Raw genomic sequence first — 17508 nt, 5'->3', positions numbered from 1 at the left:
GAGGGCCCCTGAGTCGTCTCGTGCCTGAGTCGTCTCGCGCCGTTGACGCGGCGGGCGGCACCCGGTTAACCGCCATTAACCGGGAGGGTGCATCATGAGCGACGCGGGCGTGACGGCGGACGGCGCGGTTCTGTGCGAGCGGCGGGGTGCCGCCGGGCTCATCACCCTCAACCGGCCCAAGGCCCTCAACGCCCTCACCCTCGAGATGGTGCGCGCCATGCGCGCCGCCCTCGAGGCCTGGGCGGCGGACCCGGCGGTGACCCGGGTGGTGGTGCAGGGCGCCGGCGAGCGCGCCTTCTGCGCCGGCGGCGACATCCGCCGCATCCACCAGGAGGGCAGCGCCGGGAAGTACGCTGAAGCCCAGACCTTCTTCCGCGAGGAGTACGAGCTCAACGCGCTGATCCAGCGCTACGAGAAGCCCTACATCGCGCTGATCGACGGCATCGTGATGGGCGGCGGGGTCGGGGTGTCGGTGCACGGCTCGCACCGGGTCGCGGCGGAGCGCACGGCCTTCGCGATGCCCGAGACCGGCATCGGCTTCTTTCCCGATGTCGGCGCCACCTACGCCCTGCCGCGGCTGCCGGGCTTCGTCGGCACCTATCTGGCGCTCACCGGCGAGCGGATCGGTCAGGGCGACGTCCTCGCTTTCGGTCTTGCCACCCACGCTGCGCCCGCCGCGCAGTTCGAGGCAATCCGCGACGCGCTCAGCCAGGGGCAGCCGGTCGACCAGGCGCTCGGCACTCACGAGGTGCCGGCCCCCGGCCCGCTCCACGCCGAGCGGGCGCTGATCGAGACCTGCTTCTCGGCCGACAGCGTCGCGGAGGTGCTGGCCCGCCTCGACGCCGCCGGATCCGAGTTCGCCCGGACGACCGCCGCGACGATCCGCACCCGCTCGCCTACCAGCCTCACCCTGGCGCTGGCCCAGATGCGCCGCGGAGCCTCCCTGTCCTTCCCGGAGGCGATGCAGCTCGAATACCGCGTCCTGTGCCGGATCCTGCGCGGGCACGACTTCTACGAGGGCGTGCGCTCGGTGCTGATCGACCGCGACGGCCGGCCGGATTGGCGGCCCGCCACCCTGGAGGCTGTGCGTCCGGAGGAGATCGAAGCCCATTTCGCGCCGATGCCCGGCGAGCCGAGCTTCACCTGACCATGCGCTCCTTGAGCAAGGTCCGGGGTGGTCCCCGGCGGGCAGGCCTCGAGGAGGCGGCCGACCGCATCGAGCGCCGGGCCCCGCGGCCCGAGACGCGCTGGGACGTGGTGCTGGTCTGGCTGATGCGGGTCGTCGCCGTGGTCTGGATGGTCAAGGGCCTCAGCGCCTGGGCCGAGATCCTGGGCGCCCGCCCCAACGCCGCGCCGTTCGAGGCCGCGCCCATCGGCCGGCAGGCGGTGATCGTCTATTTCGGCGTCATCAACCTGCTGGCGGCGGTGGGCCTGTGGCTCGCCACCGCCTGGGGCGGCGTGGTCTGGCTGCTCGCCGCCACCTCCGCCATGGTGCTCGCCCTGCTGACCCCGCAGCTCCTGCCCATGTCGCTGCCGAGCCTCGCCTTCGACGGCATGATCATCCTGGTCTACTTCACGGTCTCCTGGCTCGCCTCGCGCGAACTACGCTGAACCTCAACCTTTCTCGAAAGTGAACGATCAGGTTCATCTTCGGTTTACCGACAGAGGTAAATCGAGAATTTATCCTGTCGTTTAAACTCACATTCACGGGGCGCGCCTAATTTGAACTCATAAGCGGAGCGGGAGACACCGCCGAGCACCCCCGTACAGAGTGAGGCGTTCCGATGAAGACCCAGGCGACGAAGGTGGCGCAGACGATCTCCGCTCCCGAGACCGAGACCGCCGTCCGCCCCCACTACCTCGAGGCGCTCCACCTGGTCGAGCGGCTGCACCGTCGGCTCCTCGACGTGATCAAGGACGAGTTTGAGCGCCGCGGCCGCGAAGACGTCAACAGCGTCCAGGCGCTGCTGCTCTACAATATCGGCGACAAGGAGCTGACCGCGAGCGAGCTGCGCACCCGCGGCTACTATCTCGGCTCGAACGTCTCGTACAACGTCAAGAAGCTGGTCGAGACCGGCTACCTGCACCACGCCCGTTCGAAGACCGACCGCCGCTCGGTCCGCATCAGCCTGACCGACAAGGGCCGCGAGGTGCACGAGATCGTCCGCGGGCTCTACGACAAGCACGCCAAGACCATCCAGCCGATCGGCGGCATCTCGGAGGACGATTTCGGCCGCCTCAACCAGGCCCTCGCCCGCCTCGAACGCTTCTGGACCGACCAGATCCGCTACCGGCTCTGAGCCGCCGACGGTGGCCTGTGCCCGCTCTCCGCGCCCGATCGCCGGGCGCGGGGCGGTGCTGCAATCGTGTCAAAGTACTGAGGCCAGAGAATTCGGGGATTAAATTCGCTATTCATTGATGCCGGCCGATGCGTCAAGATGTCATGCGCATCCAGCCGCGGCGTGTCGGGTTGCCTTCGAAGTCGTGTTTCCAATATAATTATGGAAATACGTAAGTAATTCAACGGGCGGCCTATGACAGTCGATCGATCGAAGAAAGTTGCCTTGATCACGGGCGTGACGGGGCAGGACGGTGCCTACCTGTCGGAGATCCTGCTGCAGAAGGGCTACGTCGTCCACGGCATCAAGCGCCGCTCGTCCTCGTTCAACACCGGGCGAATCGAGCACCTGTACCAGGATCCCCACGTCCTCGATCAGCGCTTCGTGCTCCATTACGGGGACATGACCGACTCGACCAACCTGATCCGGGTGATCCAGCAGGTCCAGCCGGACGAGATCTACAACCTGGCGGCGCAGAGCCACGTCCAGGTCAGCTTCGAGACCCCGGAATACACCGCCAATGCCGACGGCATCGGCACGTTGCGGATCCTGGAGGCGATCCGCATCCTCGGCTTGACCCGGCACACCCGCTTCTACCAGGCCTCGACCTCGGAGCTGTACGGGCTGGTGCAGCAGGTGCCGCAGAGCGAGACGACACCGTTCTATCCCCGCAGCCCCTACGCGGCCGCGAAGCTCTACGCCTACTGGATCGTGGTGAACTACCGCGAGGCCTACGGCATGCACGCCTCGAACGGCATCCTGTTCAACCACGAGAGTCCGCTGCGCGGCGAGACCTTCGTGACCCGCAAGATCACCCGCGCCGTCGCGGCGATCCGGCACGGGCATCAGGACCGGCTCTATCTCGGCAATCTCGACGCTCGTCGCGACTGGGGCCACGCCCGCGAGTACGCCCGCGGCATGTGGATGATGCTGCAGCAGGAGACGCCCGACGACTACGTGCTGGCGACTGGGGAGACGACCCTGGTGCGCGACTTCGTCACCACCGCCTTCGCGGAGGCCGGCATCACGCTCGAATGGTCCGGCCGCGGCGTCGACGAGAAGGCGGTCTGCACCCGGTCCGGGCGTGTTCTCGTCGAGGTCGATCCGCGCTACTTCCGGCCGACCGAGGTCGACCTGCTGATCGGCGATCCCACCAAGGCGCGGGAGAAGCTCGGCTGGGTCCACGAGACCAAGTGGCAGGAACTGTGCGCCGAGATGGTGCGCCACGATCTCGCGGCCGTCGCCAAGGAGCAGCACCGCCATGCGGAATGAGCTTCTCTACCCGCTCGCTGGCAAGCGCGTCTGGGTCGCCGGGCACCGGGGCATGGTCGGGAGCGCGGTGGTCCGCCGGCTCGCGCGCGAGGGCTGCGAGATCCTCGCCGCCGACCGCCGCACCGTCGACCTCACGCGGCAGGCCGAGACGGAGGCGTGGATGGCGGAGGCGCGGCCCGATGCGGTCGTGCTCGCCGCCGCCAAGGTCGGCGGGATCCTCGCCAACGACACCTATCCGGCCGATTTCCTCTACGACAACCTCATGATCGAGGCGAACGTGGTCGAGGCGGCCCGGCGCACCGGAGTGAGCAGGCTGCTGCTCCTCGGATCGAGCTGCATCTACCCGAAATTCGCGCGCCAGCCGATCACCGAGGATGCCCTGCTGACCGGGCCGCTCGAGCCGACCAACGAGTGGTACGCGGTCGCCAAGATCGCCGGGATCAAGCTCGTCCAGGCCTATCGCCGCCAGCACGGCTGCGACTTCATCTCGGCGATGCCGACCAACCTCTACGGCCCGGAGGACAATTTCGACCTCACCGGCAGCCACGTCCTGCCGGCCCTGATCCGCAAGGCCCACGAGGCGATGCTGCGGGGCGACGACGAGCTGGTCATCTGGGGTACCGGCACGCCGCGGCGGGAATTCCTGCACGTCGACGATTGCGCCGACGCGCTGGTCTTCCTGCTCCAGACCTATTCGGGCGACGCGCACGTCAATGTCGGGTCCGGCACCGACATCGCGATCGCGGATCTCGCCCGCATCGTCGCCGAGGTCGTGGGTTTTCGCGGGCGGATCGCGAACGACCTGAGCAAGCCGGACGGCACGCCGCGCAAGCTGATGAGCGCGGACACGCTCCAGGCCATGGGATGGGCGCCGCGCATCCCGCTCCGGGACGGGATCCGGTCGGTCTACGTGTGGTTCAGGGAGAACTGGAGGGGAGCGGCGTGAGAGCTGGCCGGTCGAGCGGACCGGTCACCTCCGCGAGCCGGCTTCTTCGCCCTAATTCCGCAGCGCCCGACTGCGATTGTCCCGGGCCCGCACGGTCGTCATCGGCAGGCGGAGGACGCGGCGCTGATGCTGGTCCTCGACCCGGAAGGCGCTGCGCGTCCAGTCGCAGGCGACTTCGCGATCGTCGAGCAGGCCGGCCGCCAGCTTGGCCGCCACTTCCAGGGCGTCGGCCGTACTGCGCAGCTCGACCCCCTCGGGGTCCATGATCAGGCGGCGGCCCGATTGGAAGTGGAAGTAGTAGACGGTCATCACGGGCTCGACGGCGATTCGTCCCGTTCTATGCCACAGAAAACGTCGGCCGGCGATCCTCTTGTGGTTAAACATGTAAAGTCTGCGCATCTTCAGCGAAGCCGAGTCCAGACGTCGACGTTATGTCTTAAAATAATTCCTTTGACCGCAAGCGAAGACTTTGCGGCATGACCGAATGGGGTTTCGCTTTCGCCCAATAAGAAAGCCGCCCGAAGGCGGCTCTCAGAAGCGTTACCGCAATTGTCGCGACAGGTCAGGCCCGCAGGCGGGTCCGTACCTCGCCGAGGCTGCGGCGGACCAGGTCCTGAGCGGCGTCGCCGCTGACCTTCTCCCGCAGGATGGACTCGGAGACCCGCACGGCGGCTTCCGCCGCGGCGGCTCGCACCTCGGCGGCGGCCTGGGCCTCGGCCTGGGCGATCTTGGTCTCCGCCGCCTTGGTGCGGCGGGCGACGAACTCGTTCAGGCGGGCATGACCCTCGGCGGCAGCGGCCTCGGCCTCGGCGCGGGCGTTAGCGACGATCTCGGCGGCCTCGCGCTCGGCCTCGGAGCGGCGGCGCTTGTAATCCGCCAGGACGGCCTCGGCCTCCTCGCGCAGGCGCCGGGCCTCCTCGAGTTCCTTGCGCACGCGGGCGCCGCGCTTGTCGAGCCCGCCGATGATCTGGTCGAACAGGCCCATCTTCCAGGCGATGCCGCAGAACACCACGAAGGCGACCGCGACCCAGAATTCCGCATCGAACAGCATGTCGTGATCTCCTGCGGCTCAGTGCACGGTCTGGGGCCGCGCGGCGGCGCGGTCGTAGGCCGCCTCGACGGCGGCGCGGTCCGGCGCCTGGCCGGTCAGGCGCTCGACGATGGCGGTCGCGGCGTCGGCGGCTACCTCGCGCACGCTGCTCATCGCGGTGGCGGTGCGGGTGCGGATCTGGCCCTCGGCCTCGGCGAGCTTGGTCGCCAGGTCGGCCTCGAGGGACTTGCGGCGGGTCTCGGCCTCAGAGGCGAGCTGCTCGCGGGTGGTCTGGGCGATGCCCTTGGCCTTGTCCTGGGCGTCCTTGAGCGCGCGCTCGTAGGTGTCGCGGGCGCTGTCGGCCTCGGCCTTGGCGCGGACGGCCTGGTCGAGGTCGCCGGAGAGGCGGGCCTGCCGGTCGTGCAGGATGCCGGCGATCTGCGGCAGGGCGACTCTCGACATCAGGTAGTAGAGCAGGCCGAAGGCGAGCGCGAGCCAGAGGATCTGCGCCGCGAAGGTGCTGCTCTCGAACGGCGGGAATCCGCCGCCATGCTCGGAGGCCGGCACGTTGATGATCCCTTCGTTGGTGGGAGCCGGTGCATGTGGCTGCGCCATGGTGTCGTCCGGGTGTGAGGGGAGACGAAGCGCTCCCGCCGAGCGCTCGGCCGGGCCGGCCGTCGCACCGCCACGCCTCGCGGGGGCGGCGGCTGCACGAAGTCGTGGTGTCAGGCGCCCTTAACGCGCGCGCACCGGACCCTCCTGGAAAGGCCCGGTGCGCGGGTGGACCACCTGAGGCAATCCTCGCCGGATCAGACGGCGAACAGCAGCAGCAGCGCGACGAGCAGCGAGAAGATGCCCAGCGCCTCGGTCAGCGCGAAGCCGAGGAGCAGGTTGGCGCGCTGGCTGTCGGCCGCGGAGGGGTTGCGCAGGGCGCCGGCGAAGAACTGGCCGAACAGGTTGCCGAGGCCCACGGCGGCGCCCGCCATGCCGAGGCAGGCGAGGCCGGCGCCGATGTACTTCGCAGCAACGGGATCCATCGTGGTGCTCCTAAGGTCGTCTAGTCGTCTGGCGGGTGGGATCCGGCCGCGACACGGCGAACCGGGGTGGGAAGCTCGGGTGTTGCGATCGCGGGCGAGGGGCGGGGCCTGATGGCCCCGGCCGCCTCAGTGGCCCGGATGCAGGGCGTCGCTGAGGTAGATCGAGGTCAGCGTCGCGAAGACGTAGGCCTGCAGCACCGCGACCAGCATCTCGAGGGCCGTGACGGCGACCGAGAGGGCGAGGGGCAGGGGCGAGAGGATGCCCCAGACGCCGGCGGCGAGCAGGGCCGGGACGAAGCCCGCGAAGATCTTCAGCGCGATGTGGCCCGCCAGCATGTTGGCGAAGAGACGGACCGAGAGGCTGATGGGACGCGAGATGAACGACACGACCTCGATCACCACGATCAGCGGCTTGAGCCAGCCGGGCACGCCGGGGGGCACGAACAGGCCGAGGAAGTGGGTGCCGTGGGCCATGAAGCCGTAGATCACCACGGTGAGGATCACCACCAGCGCCAGCATGAAGGTGACGATGATGTGGCTGGTCACCGCGAAGGCGTAGGGGATCATCCCGAACAGGTTCAAGAGCAGGATGAACATGAACAGGGAGAAGACCAGCGGCACGAAGCGCTCGCTGCCGTGGCCGGCCGACTGGTGCACCGTCTGGCCGATGAACTCGTAGAACACCTCAGCGAGGGACTGCGCCCGGCCCGGCACCACCGCGCGGCTGCGCGTGGCCCAGATCGTCAGGAGCGCGATGAGCCCCACGGCCAGGAACATGTACAGCGCCGACTGGGTGAAGGCGATGTTCTGGTGGCCGATATGCCCGAACGAAACCAGCGGCTTCAGCTCGAACTGGTGGATCGGATCCATCTTGACGGCCATGCCGGTCCCGCCCCCTCGTGTGTCGCTGCCGCGGGCTTTTCCCGCCGCGCTGCCAATCCGTGCAGGCGGATGCACGGCATCCACCGGATGATCAAGACCCTGGCGGGCCTTTCTTCGTGTCCGCGGCCGGAAAAAATCCGGAAACGCGCATCACGTTGTAGATTCCGGCCGCGAAGCCCAGGACGAGCAGGACGATCAGGCCCCAGGGCTTGGTGCCCAGGAGACGATCGCAGCCCCAGCCGAGGAGGCCGCCCGCCAGCACGCCGGCCACGAATTCCGTGGACAGCCGCATGGCGACGCCGAGGGACGAAGGCTGGCCGCGGTCTTGACGCGACGAAGGATCGGGAGCCGCCGCGGGGCGCTTCCGGTCGATCTGCATCTCGAGACGCTTGAGCCTCGCGGAGAGGTCGTCGTCGGGGGAGGAGCCCTCACCGGTGCCGTCCTTCCCTCGCGGGTCGTTGCCGCTCATGGCGAAACCTCGCGTGTGAAGGATGAGGAGATCCGGTCCGGCTACCCCCGTCGAGCGGGCGCACCATAGTTTCGCCCACCTTGGGTGTCAAGGCATCCCGGGCTCTCGTTAAGTCATTGGACTTTCGGCGGATTTCGCAATTTTTGCGGTGCCCTGGTTAAACCGTCTCGACCAGCCGTTCGGCCGTCGCGAGGTCGACCGAGACGAGCTGCGACACCCCCCGCTCGGCCATCGTCACGCCGAACAGCCGGTCCATCCGCGCCATGGTGATCGGGTTGTGGGTGATGACGATGAAGCGGGTGTCGGTGTCGCGGGCCATCGCCGACAGCAGGTCGCAGTAGCGCTCGACATTGGCGTCGTCGAGGGGCGCGTCGACCTCGTCGAGGACACAGACCGGCGACGGGTTGGTGAGGAACACCGCGAAGATCAGCGCGGTCGCCGTCAGGGCCTGCTCGCCGCCCGAGAGCAGCGTCATGGTCTGGGGCTTCTTGCCCGGCGGCCGGGCCAGGATGTCGAGGCCGGCTTCCAGCGGGTCGTCGGAATCGACGAGCGTCAGCTCGGCGGTGCCGCCGCCGAACAGGGTCGTGAACAGGCGCTCGAAATGCCCGTTCACCGCCGTGAAGGCGGCGAGCAGGCGCTCGCGCCCCTCGCGGTTGAGGCCCTGGATCGCACCGCGCAGGCGCCGGATCGCCTCGATCAGCTCGTCGCGCTCGCGCCCCAGCTCGTCGCGTCGCCCCTCCGTGTCGCGCAATTCCTCCTCGGCCCGCAGGTTCACGGCGCCGAGCCGGTCGCGGTCGGCTCGCAAGGCGGCGGCCTTCGCCTCGACGGCGGCGACCTCCGGCAGGGGATCGCCGGGCGTCGCGCCGGCGAGGCCGTAGAGGCCCTCCGGATTGGTCTCGAGGCTGTCGACGATGGCGCGCACCACCTCGGCGAGGCGTCGCGTCAGGGCCTCGTGGGCGGCGGCGGCGGCTGCCCGGGTCTCGCGGGCGGACGCGAAGGCGTCGAGGGCATCCCGCGCCCGCGTCTCGGCCTCGGCCAGGTGCGTCTCACCGGCGATCAGGCGCTCGCCGGCCTGAGCCCGGGCGGCCTCGGCGCGGTCCGTCTCAGCGGTGAGCCGGCGGCGTTCCTCGGCGAAGGTCTCGGGCGCCTCGGCGAGTTCGGCCTGTTCCTCCTCGGCGGCGGCGAGGCGGTCATTGAGTTCGTCAAGCGCCGCTTCGGCCCGCTCGGCTCGCTCCTGCCAGCGTGCCCGGTCGGCGGCGAGTGCGGCGCGACGGGCGGCGGACTCCTCGGCGGCGCGGGTCAGCGACAGGCGGGCCGCCCGGGCCTCGGCGGCGGCGAGCCGGCACGCCTCGGCCGTCATCCGGGCGGCGTCGAGGCGGGTGGTGAGGTCACCGGGCTCGTCGAGAGCGGCCAGGGCCTCCTCGGCGGCCTCGGCTCGGGCGGTCGCCTCCTCGGCATCCGCGGCGAGGCGCGCCTCGGCCTCGAACAGTGCGACCCGGCGGGCGGCGGCCTCGGCCTCCCGACGCTCGGCGTGGCTCAAGAGTTCGCGGGCACCGTCGAGGTTGCGCCGGGCGAGGCGGGCGCCGTCGAGGGCGCGGATCTCCGCCGCGGCCGCTTCCCGGGCCCGGGCCTGGAGCGCGTCATGGGTTTCCCGCGCGGCCTCCGCCTGCTCCCGGGCCTCGGCCGCCGCTTCGTTCAACGTCTCGATCCGGTTGCGCTCGGAGAGCCGGCGGGCCGCCGGCTGCGGCGCTTCCGCCGCGGCCGTGAGGCCGTCCCAGCGAGTGAGGTCGCCCCGCTTGGTGACGAGGCGCTGGCCCGGATGCAGGCGCTCGCGCAGACCCGCCGCGTCCTCCGGCTCCACCAATCCGACCTGGCGCAGGCGGCGGGCGAGGGCGGGTGGGCCGGTCACCCGCTCGGCGAGGGGCCGGGCGCCGGCCGGCAGGTCCGGATCTGTGCCGGGATCGGGCAGGAGCGCCCAGTGGGTCGGGGCTTGCGGGTCGAGGGCGGCTTCGAGGTCGTCGCCGAGGGCCGCCGCCAGGGCCGCCTCGTAGCCCGGTTCCACGGTGATCGCGTCGAGGATCGGGGAAAAGCGCGCTTCGGTGCCCGGTGCCACCAGGCGGGTGAGGGTGAGGGCCTCGGTGTCGAGCCGCGCCGCCTCCCGCTCCGCCGCCGCCAGGACCGGCCGGCCCCGCGCCTCGGCGTCGCGGGACTCTGCCACCGCGTCGCGGGCGGCTGCCGCCGCCTCCTCGGCGCCCTCGGCCGCCTCTTTCGCCGCGTCGTAGGCCTCGCGCAGGGCATTCAGCCGCTCCGACCCCACGTGCGCGGCCGTCTCGCCGGCGAGGCGGGCCTGCTCCGCTGCGAGACGGGTGGCCCGGGCACGCTCGTCGGCCGCCGCGCGGATCAGGGCGCCGCGCCGTGCCGCGTGCTCGGCCTGGGCGCCTTGCGCGGCGGCGAGTGCCGCCTCGGCCCCCGCGAGGCTCGTCTCCGCCGCCGCCTCCCGGGCCACGGCCTCCTCCCGCGCCGCTTCTCCGTCCTCGGCTTCGATCAGCGCCGCCGCCTCGCCGTCCAGGCGCTCCCGGGTCGCCTGCGCGTCGTCCCGGGAGGCGGCCTCGCGGGCGAGGTCGCGGCGCAGGTCGACGATCCGCCGGCCGAGGTCGCGCAGCCGCTCGGCGCTGCGGCGCTCCTGCGCCTCGAGCTGCGCCGCCGCCAGGGTCAGGCGCTGCAGCGCGGCCGCGGCGGCGCTTTCCGCCTCGCGCAGGCGCGGCAGCGCGGCGGCGGCGATGCCTTGCGCGGTCGCGGAGTCAACCTGCTCGGCTTGCGCCGCCGCCAGCCGGTCGAGGGCCTGGGCGAGGGCGGCTTCCGCCGCCAGAGTCTCGCGGCGGGCATTGGTGTGCCCGATCAGCAGCAGCAGCGCCTCGTGCCGGCGGATCTCGGCGGCGATGGCCCGGTAGCGCTGGGCCGAGCGGGCCTGGCGGCGCAGGGAGTCGACGCCGGCGGTGATCGCCGTCAGCACGTCCTCGACGCGCGACAGGTTCTCCTCCGCGGCCTTCAGGCGCAGCTCCGCCTCGTGCCGGCGGGCATGCAGGCCGCCGATGCCGGCGGCGTCCTCCAGGATGCGGCGGCGCGCCTGGGGCTTGGCCGCGATCAGCTCCGCCACCTGGCCCTGGCGCACCATGGCGGGGGAGCGCGCGCCGGTCGCGGCGTCGGCGAACATCAACTGCACGTCGCGGGCCCGGACCTCGCGGCCATTGACCTGGTAGGTCGAGCCGGCGCCCCGGTCGATGCGGCGCGAGACCTCCAGCAGGTCGGCGGCGTTGAAGGCGGTGGGCGCCGTGCGGGCCCCGTTGTCGAGGGTGAGCGTCACCTCGGCGTGGCTGCGCCCGGCCCGCCCGCCGGAGCCCGAGAAGATCACGTCGTCCATGCCGGAGGCGCGCATGCTCTTGTGCGAGCTCTCCCCCATTACCCAGCGCAGGGCCTCGACGAGGTTCGACTTGCCGCAGCCGTTCGGCCCGATCACCCCGGTCAGGCCGGGCTCGATCAGGAACTCGCTCGGCTCGACGAAGGTCTTGAAGCCGACGATGCGCAGGCGCGTGAATTTCATGAGGAGGCGCAGTGCGCGGCGTCGGATCGCTACGTCCCCTCCCCGCGAGGGGGGAGGGGAGGCGTTCCACGTGTCAGGTCAAGCGCAGCTGGTCAGGGCCTTGTCGGAGTCGTTGCCGCCTCACGCCCCGACGATCGGCTTGATCACCTTCTCCATGCCGTCGATCGTCATCTCGCCCTGGTACTTCTGGCCGTTGATGAAGAAGGTCGGCGTGGCGTTCACCTTGAAGGTCGTCATGGCCTTCTCCTTCACGGCGTTGACCGCGTCGTAGAGCGTCTGGTCCTTCAGGGTCGCCTCGAACTTCTCCTTCGAGAAGCCGGCCTGGCGCATCATCTGCTCGAGAGCATCGAGGGGCTTGGGCACGAAGGCCCAGTTCTGCTGCTGGTCGAACAGCATGTCGGTGATGGGATAGTAGCGCGCGCCGTTGTCGGACCGCGCCAGCATGAAGGCCGCGGTGGCGAGCGGGTCGAGGGGGAATTCGCGCAGGGTGAAGCGGACCTTGCCGGCATCGATCCAGCGCTCCTTGAGCGCCGGCCAGGTCGTCTTGTGGAAGGCGGCGCAGTGCGAGCAGGTCATCGAGGCGTACTCGATGATGGTGCAGCGGGCATTGTCCGGCCCGAGCCAGACGTCGCCGAGGGGGCCGGGCTGCATCAGGCCGTCGACCACCGGCCCCTGGGCCAAGGCAGCCTGGGTGAGGGCGGAGAACGGCAGGGCCGGCGCGAGCAGAGCCGCGCCGAGGGCCGAGCCGGTGAGTGTCAGGGCCTCGCGACGGGTGAGCATGGCAGGCGTCCTCGTGGAGGGTGCGGGAGGGTCCGCGATCGTGAGTGCGGTAGAATCCCGGCCGCCTCGTGGCAAGCAGCCGGCGCATCAACAGCCCGCGACGCTTTCATCCCGGGTGCGGTCGCGTGCCGCGACGGCGTCCGACGCATGGGCGCCGACGCCCGCTCGGGCTTGCCGCAGGTGAGACCCGTGGAATGCGTAGAGGGCGGTCGCGGTCAGCGCGAGCGCTGCGCCCCGAGTACCGCGAGGCCGAGCCGGTCGAGGGCGTCGCGCAAGGCCGCCTCGCTCACGGTGGAGACGGCGAGCGCGACCTCGCCGCGGCGCACCGGGTCGAGGGGCGGGGGGGCGGCGGTCCGCCGGCGCGCCTGCGCGACCCGGTCCTGGCGCAGGCGGATCTTGCCGACGCAGGCCCAGCCGTAATGCCGGTTGATGCGCTCGATCACCAGCGGCACGAGGTGCTGGAGCTCGAGGGCGAAGGCGCCCTCGACCCGCACGGTCAGGGTGCCGGGTTCCGGCCGCTCGCGCGTGCCGCCGCGCCGGCGCGGCCATTCGAGCTTTTCCGGCTGGCAGGCCCGGGCCAGCCGCTCGCCGACGATCTCGGCCCAGGAGGCCAGGATGTCGGTCGAGGCGAAGCCCTGCGCCGCGAAGACGGGGCCGAGGGACCGCTCGATCAGCTCGCTCAAGGGTTTGGGCCGCGCCATCGCCCGTCCGTCCTGAAAGATCGCCGCTCCCGGCGTGAAGCCCCGAGAGATAGAGCCTTCGTGTAAGGGAACACTTAACCCTCGATCCCGCTGCCGCCAGGGCCGTGTCTGGCGACCGAGATCCCGAAATCCCGCTCCCGCAATCGCGGAAAACCCGCTAAGGCGGGCGGCATGGTAGCGCCCGCCGCGTCGCACTCAAGGCCGGATGCCGCCGACCTCCTGGTCTGGTACGACCGCCATCGCCGCGCGCTGCCCTGGCGCGCGCTGCCCGGCGTCGCGCCCGATCCGTACCGGGTCTGGCTGTCCGAGATCATGCTGCAGCAGACCACCGTCGCTGCGGTGAAGCCCTACTTCGCCCGCTTCCTGGAGCGCTTCCCGACCGTCGAGGCCCTGGCGGCGGCGCCCGAGGAGGCGGTGATGGGCGCCTGGGCCGGCCTCGGCTACTATTCCCGCGCCCGCAACCTGCATGCCTGCGCGAAGGCGGTGGCGGAGGCCGGCGCCTTCCCCGATACGGTGGAGGGGCTGAGGAAGCTCCCGGGGATCGGCGCCTACACGGCCGGCGCCATCGCGGCGATCGCCTTCGACCGGCCGGCGGCGGCGGTGGACGGCAATGTCGAGCGGGTGGTGTCGCGGCTCTACGCGATCGAGGCGCCGATTCCCGCCGCGCGCCCGGAGATCCGCCGCCTCGCCGAAGCCCTGGTGCCGCAGCGGCGCCCCGGCGACTTCGCACAGGCGGTGATGGATCTCGGCGCCACGCTCTGCACCCCGAAGCGGCCGGCCTGTGCCCTGTGCCCGTGGATGCAGCCCTGCCGCGCCCGGGCCGAAGGGCTGCAGGAGACGTTCCCGCGCAAGGTGAAGAAGGTGGCGGGGCAGCTGCGCCGGGGCGCCGCCTTCGTGGTGCTGCGGGCCGGCGACGACGCGGTGCTCCTGCGCACCCGGCCGCCGGAAGGCCTGCTCGGCTCCATGGCCGAGCCGCCGACGAGCGAGTGGCGGGCCGATTACGACCCGGCGCAAGCCCTCCTCGATGCGCCTCTCGACGCGCGCTGGAAGCGGCTGCCGGGAAGCGTGCGCCACGTCTTCACGCATTTCCCGCTCGAGTTGACGGTCTTCCTCGCCAGGGTCGCCGCCGGCACGCCGGCCCCCGAGGGCATGCGCTTCACCCCGCGCCCCGGCCTCGAGGCCGAGCCGCTGCCCGGCGCGATGAAGAAGGTTCTGGCCCACGCCCTGGAGCAGAAGCTGGCCGCACCCCCTCCCGCCCCGGCGCCGCCGCCGGAACCCGACCTCGCGACGCTCCCCGAACCCGAGCCGCCGCCGCGGCGGGCGCCGCTACAGAAGGTGCTGTCGCGCCGGCCGGCCGCCGCGGCACCGGTGGTCAAGACGACCGGGCGCGGACGGCCGAAGGGACGGTGAGGTGCCGCCGCCTCAGGCGGCCGAGCCCATCCCGGCCCGCATCGTGCCGCGGAAGTCGTCGATGCAGACGAGGCGTCCGCCGCGCTCGGCGTGCCAGAAGGTCCAGCCGTTGCAGGCCGGCAGGCCCTGGACCAGGGCACCGATCTTGTGGATCGAGCCCGAGGCCGGGCCGACCCCGAGCGTGCCGTCGGGCCGCACCAGGGCCTTGTGGCGCCGCCGCTCGTCGGTGAGCGTCTCGCCGGCCCGGACGTGGCCAGCTTCCAGGAGGCTCAGGAACGGCACCCGCGGCTCGGCGCGCTTCGTCGGCGCGGTGAGGAGCGCGGCACGCGACAGGGGCTCGATGCCGGCGATGCGCTCGCGCGCCGCCGCCGCATAGGCCGGCTCCTGCTCGATGCCGATGAAATGCCGGCCGAGGCGCTTGGCCACCGCACCGGTGGTGCCGGTGCCGAAGAAGGGATCGAGCACCACGTCGCCGGGATTCGACGACGACAGGATGGTGCGGGCGAGCAGAGCCTCGGGCTTCTGGGTCGGGTGCAGCTTGCGCCCGTCCTCGCCCTTCAGGCGCTCGTCGCCGGTGCAGAGCGGGATGAACCAGTCCGAGCGCATCTGCAGGTCGTCGTTGCCGCCCTTCAGCGCCTCGTAATGGAAGGTGTAGCCCTTCTGCTCGCTGCGCGAGGCCCAGATCAGGGTCTCGTGGGCGTTGGTGAAGCGCTTGCCGCGGAAGTTCGGCATCGGGTTGGCCTTGCGCCACACGATGTCGTTCAGGATCCAGAAACCAAGATCCTGCAACGCGCTCCCGACGCGGAAGATGTTATGGTACGACCCGATCACCCAGAGGGTGGCGGTCGGCTTCATCACCCGGCGGCAGGCGGAGAGCCAGGCGCGGGTGAAGGCGTCGTAAGCCTCGAAGCTGGCGAACTGGTCCCAGTCGTCGTCGACGGCGTCGACGGTGCTCTGGTCCGGGCGCAGCAGGGCGCCGGCGCCGAGCTGGAGGTTGTAGGGCGGATCCGCGAAGACCAGGTCGACACTGGCCGGCGGGAGCCGATCGAGGGCAGTGAGGCAATCCCCGAGGATGACCTCGTCCAGGGGAAGACGCTGTGCGGGGGTAACGAGACCCATCCGCGGCGCCGACACCACTCGCCCGGTACGCGAGACCTGATTCCGGGCGGCGGCGCCGGCGACCGCGGTACGCGGGGAAGCCATGGCAAACACCGGTTACGCGACTGACCACCAGACATTGCCGCCGCTACGGTAAAGGTCACGTTTCCCGCAGGCACGAATTGCGTCTCGAAATGGGGCTGCACTTCTTGCCTAGTCGTCGGGCGGCCGGGCTCATCCGTTAATGAAGCGCTACAGTCGACGCAGATGGTGTGCCCTCGTCGTTGCGGTGCGGTGGCGTCCGGTTCGGGAGGGGCCGTTCCACTGAAGAGCGAGGCGCGGCTTCCCCTTCTCCCCGCAGGCGGGGAGAGGGTTGCGACGACCTTGGCGTCGGCGCAGCGAGACCGCAGGGCGAGGGTGAGGTGGATCTCCGGAAGAGACTCCTCCGGCACCTCACCCCTCGCTTCGGCTTCGCTTGCGCTCACGTCGTCGACGACAGGGGGAAGCTCTCTCCCCACGGCCGAAGTCGGTCCTGCGCGACTTCGCGCCTCGCTCGCAGATCCCGGCCAAGCCCGGGATCGGTCGGGGAGGGGAGGCGTCCGCGCCTCCCCCTTCCACGGCACGGCCCTGCCACTCGCCTCGGTGCCGCGGGCACCGCCGCGCGGCCCGCGCTTCTTCCGAATGCTGAAAACCCGAGTGCAGCTGCCCGCTCCCGCAAGTCGCCAATAAGGTTTCGCATTTCTCCATGACTTGAAAAGTCATTTCTTAACGAATTTCAAGATATCGGCCGAGAATGCGGCACTATCTGCCACAAATCGGGCGGTCATATTTTCGTCCTGTTTGGTCTCGATTGGCTCTGTCGTCAGCAACCACCAAGGACAGTGGAATGAACAGCGCCCAGCCTGTGCGTCGGTCGAACGCGGCCCGGATGGTGGCTCTCGGAGGGGGCTTCGCCCTCGCCGGATTGGGCAGCCTCGCCGCTTCGTCGACGGCTCAGGCCCAGAGCGGCAAAGCCTCCTGGTACGCGTCCGGCCATCGCACCGCGAGCGGCGAGCGCTTCAACCCCAACGGCCTCACGGCGGCGCATCGCAGCCTGCCCTTCGGCACGCGGGTGCGGGTGACCAACCAGTCCAACGGCCGCTCGGTGGTGGTGCGGATCAACGACCGTGGGCCGTTCGCGCATGGGCGCATCATCGATCTCGCCCGCGGCGCGGGCCAGGCGATCGGCATGAACGGCATCGCCCGGGTCGCCGTCGCGGTGGTGGACTGATCCAGGCCCCGGCGTTGCCGTCGGGCTGCGCCTCCCCACATCAGGCTCATCGTGCGAGCGGAGCGTGATGATGGCAAAGCCCCTGGTTGTCGTGATTCCCCATCAGCTCGGCCGGGCCGAGGCCCGACGCCGGCTCGAGAACGGAATCGGCCAGGCCAAGGAGATGCTGCAGAAGGCGGGCCTCAGCATGGCCGACGCGACCTGGAGCGGCGACCGGCTCTCGTTCCTGGTGGCCGCCATGAACCAGCGCGTCGACGGCGACATCGACGTCGAGGACGACGCGGTGCGGGTCGAGGTCCGGATGCCGCTGCTGCTGTCGCTCTTCGCCCACAAGATTCAGCAGATCGTCAGCCAGAACGGCACCAAGCTCCTGACCAAGCAGTAGCCGGACGCAGCGGAACCGGGGCCCGGCGCCCCGGTTTGAAAACGACAGAGAGAGGAGCGCTCGATGTCGAATCCCGGCCCGATCCCGGACCAGCCCTACGATCCCGTACCGCCTGCGCCGGGTCCCGACAATCCTGGCCCCGATACGCCGAATCCCGGCGGGCCCGACCTGCCGAGCGAGGCCCCGGGCGATCGGCCGGTCGAGATTCCGGTGAACGATCCCGGCAACTCCCCGGCCATCACCCCCGACCCTTCCCCGACCGGGCCCGCCAACCCGACGATGTAAGGC

The 17508-nt window shown here is 70.8% G+C and carries 19 protein-coding genes; 9 read left to right on the top strand and 10 right to left on the bottom strand.

Features of this window, described 5'->3' with window-relative positions:
• The first annotated feature begins 94 nt into the window (after positions 1 to 94).
• The 5 genes from MFF64_RS26435 (at position 95) to fcl (ending at position 4557) form a co-directional block, all read left to right on the top strand.
• Positions 95 to 1147 (top strand): enoyl-CoA hydratase/isomerase family protein, encoded by a 1053-nt coding sequence (locus MFF64_RS26435; RefSeq protein WP_238192804.1) that lies wholly within the window; start codon positions 95 to 97, stop codon positions 1145 to 1147.
• 2 nt (positions 1148 to 1149) lie between these two features.
• Positions 1150 to 1611 (top strand): DUF6163 family protein, encoded by a 462-nt coding sequence (locus tag MFF64_RS26430; RefSeq protein ID WP_099905364.1) that lies wholly within the window; start codon positions 1150 to 1152, stop codon positions 1609 to 1611.
• Positions 1612 to 1784: 173 nt separating this feature from the next.
• Positions 1785 to 2300, top strand: a complete 516-nt coding sequence (gene ldtR / locus MFF64_RS26425) for a transcriptional regulator LdtR (RefSeq protein WP_099905362.1) — start codon at positions 1785 to 1787, stop codon at positions 2298 to 2300.
• Between the two features lie 234 nt (positions 2301 to 2534).
• Positions 2535 to 3611 carry a GDP-mannose 4,6-dehydratase gene (gene gmd, locus MFF64_RS26420; RefSeq protein WP_099905360.1) on the top strand — a complete coding sequence of 359 codons (1077 nt, stop codon included), beginning with the start codon at positions 2535 to 2537 and terminating at the stop codon, positions 3609 to 3611.
• A complete protein-coding gene (fcl, locus tag MFF64_RS26415) occupies positions 3601 to 4557 on the top strand; it encodes a GDP-L-fucose synthase (RefSeq protein ID WP_099905358.1) in 957 nt (318 codons plus the stop codon). Before gmd ends, fcl begins: the two co-directional genes overlap by 11 nt.
• A gap of 51 nt (positions 4558 to 4608) precedes the next feature.
• Here fcl and MFF64_RS26410 read toward each other — a convergent pair whose 3' ends face one another.
• The 9 genes from MFF64_RS26410 to MFF64_RS26370 form a co-directional block, all read right to left on the bottom strand.
• The gene (locus MFF64_RS26410) at positions 4609 to 4866 is read right to left on the bottom strand and encodes a DUF6894 family protein (RefSeq protein WP_099905356.1); all 258 of its coding nucleotides are present in this window, start codon (positions 4864 to 4866) and stop codon (positions 4609 to 4611) included.
• Positions 4867 to 5119: 253 nt separating this feature from the next.
• The gene (locus MFF64_RS26405) at positions 5120 to 5605 is read right to left on the bottom strand and encodes a F0F1 ATP synthase subunit B family protein (protein WP_099905366.1); all 486 of its coding nucleotides are present in this window, start codon (positions 5603 to 5605) and stop codon (positions 5120 to 5122) included.
• Between the two features lie 21 nt (positions 5606 to 5626).
• On the bottom strand, positions 5627 to 6202 hold the full coding sequence (locus tag MFF64_RS26400; protein ID WP_099905354.1) for a F0F1 ATP synthase subunit B family protein: 576 nt from the start codon (positions 6200 to 6202) through the stop codon (positions 5627 to 5629).
• A 194-nt stretch (positions 6203 to 6396) separates the two neighbouring features.
• The gene (locus tag MFF64_RS26395) at positions 6397 to 6624 is read right to left on the bottom strand and encodes a F0F1 ATP synthase subunit C (RefSeq protein WP_012336551.1); all 228 of its coding nucleotides are present in this window, start codon (positions 6622 to 6624) and stop codon (positions 6397 to 6399) included.
• A gap of 126 nt (positions 6625 to 6750) precedes the next feature.
• Positions 6751 to 7506, bottom strand: a complete 756-nt coding sequence (locus tag MFF64_RS26390) for a F0F1 ATP synthase subunit A (RefSeq protein WP_099905649.1) — start codon at positions 7504 to 7506, stop codon at positions 6751 to 6753.
• Between the two features lie 91 nt (positions 7507 to 7597).
• Entirely contained in the window at positions 7598 to 7975 is a 378-nt protein-coding gene (locus MFF64_RS26385; protein ID WP_099905647.1) for an AtpZ/AtpI family protein, read from the bottom strand.
• Between the two features lie 157 nt (positions 7976 to 8132).
• Entirely contained in the window at positions 8133 to 11576 is a 3444-nt protein-coding gene (locus MFF64_RS26380) for a chromosome segregation SMC family protein (RefSeq protein ID WP_099905645.1), read from the bottom strand.
• 120 nt (positions 11577 to 11696) lie between these two features.
• A complete protein-coding gene (locus tag MFF64_RS26375; protein WP_099905643.1) occupies positions 11697 to 12356 on the bottom strand; it encodes a DsbA family protein in 660 nt (219 codons plus the stop codon).
• Positions 12357 to 12571: 215 nt separating this feature from the next.
• The gene (locus tag MFF64_RS26370; protein ID WP_238192803.1) at positions 12572 to 13057 is read right to left on the bottom strand and encodes a DUF721 domain-containing protein; all 486 of its coding nucleotides are present in this window, start codon (positions 13055 to 13057) and stop codon (positions 12572 to 12574) included.
• A 171-nt stretch (positions 13058 to 13228) separates the two neighbouring features.
• Here MFF64_RS26370 and mutY point away from each other — a divergent pair, with 171 nt between their 5' ends.
• On the top strand, positions 13229 to 14467 hold the full coding sequence (gene mutY, locus MFF64_RS26365) for an A/G-specific adenine glycosylase (protein ID WP_099906059.1): 1239 nt from the start codon (positions 13229 to 13231) through the stop codon (positions 14465 to 14467).
• Between the two features lie 12 nt (positions 14468 to 14479).
• Here mutY and MFF64_RS26360 read toward each other — a convergent pair whose 3' ends face one another.
• On the bottom strand, positions 14480 to 15670 hold the full coding sequence (locus tag MFF64_RS26360) for a site-specific DNA-methyltransferase (protein ID WP_099906057.1): 1191 nt from the start codon (positions 15668 to 15670) through the stop codon (positions 14480 to 14482).
• 781 nt (positions 15671 to 16451) lie between these two features.
• On the opposite strand from MFF64_RS26360, the gene MFF64_RS26355 reads away from it, so the two are divergent.
• From MFF64_RS26355 to MFF64_RS26345, 3 genes are all read left to right on the top strand, one after another.
• Positions 16452 to 16835: a septal ring lytic transglycosylase RlpA family protein gene (locus MFF64_RS26355; protein WP_099906055.1), complete on the top strand. Its 384-nt coding sequence runs from the start codon at positions 16452 to 16454 to the stop codon at positions 16833 to 16835.
• Between the two features lie 70 nt (positions 16836 to 16905).
• Positions 16906 to 17220, top strand: coding sequence for a polyhydroxyalkanoic acid system family protein (locus MFF64_RS26350; protein ID WP_099906061.1), 315 nt, complete (start codon positions 16906 to 16908; stop codon positions 17218 to 17220).
• A 63-nt stretch (positions 17221 to 17283) separates the two neighbouring features.
• On the top strand, positions 17284 to 17505 hold the full coding sequence (locus MFF64_RS26345) for a hypothetical protein (protein WP_099906053.1): 222 nt from the start codon (positions 17284 to 17286) through the stop codon (positions 17503 to 17505).
• Positions 17506 to 17508: the final 3 nt, after the last annotated feature.

Source organism: Methylobacterium frigidaeris, from assembly GCF_022179185.1.
In the GTDB taxonomy this organism is placed as follows: Bacteria; Pseudomonadota; Alphaproteobacteria; order Rhizobiales; family Beijerinckiaceae; genus Methylobacterium; species Methylobacterium frigidaeris.
This window is presented reverse-complemented; position numbering and strand designations above follow the sequence as displayed.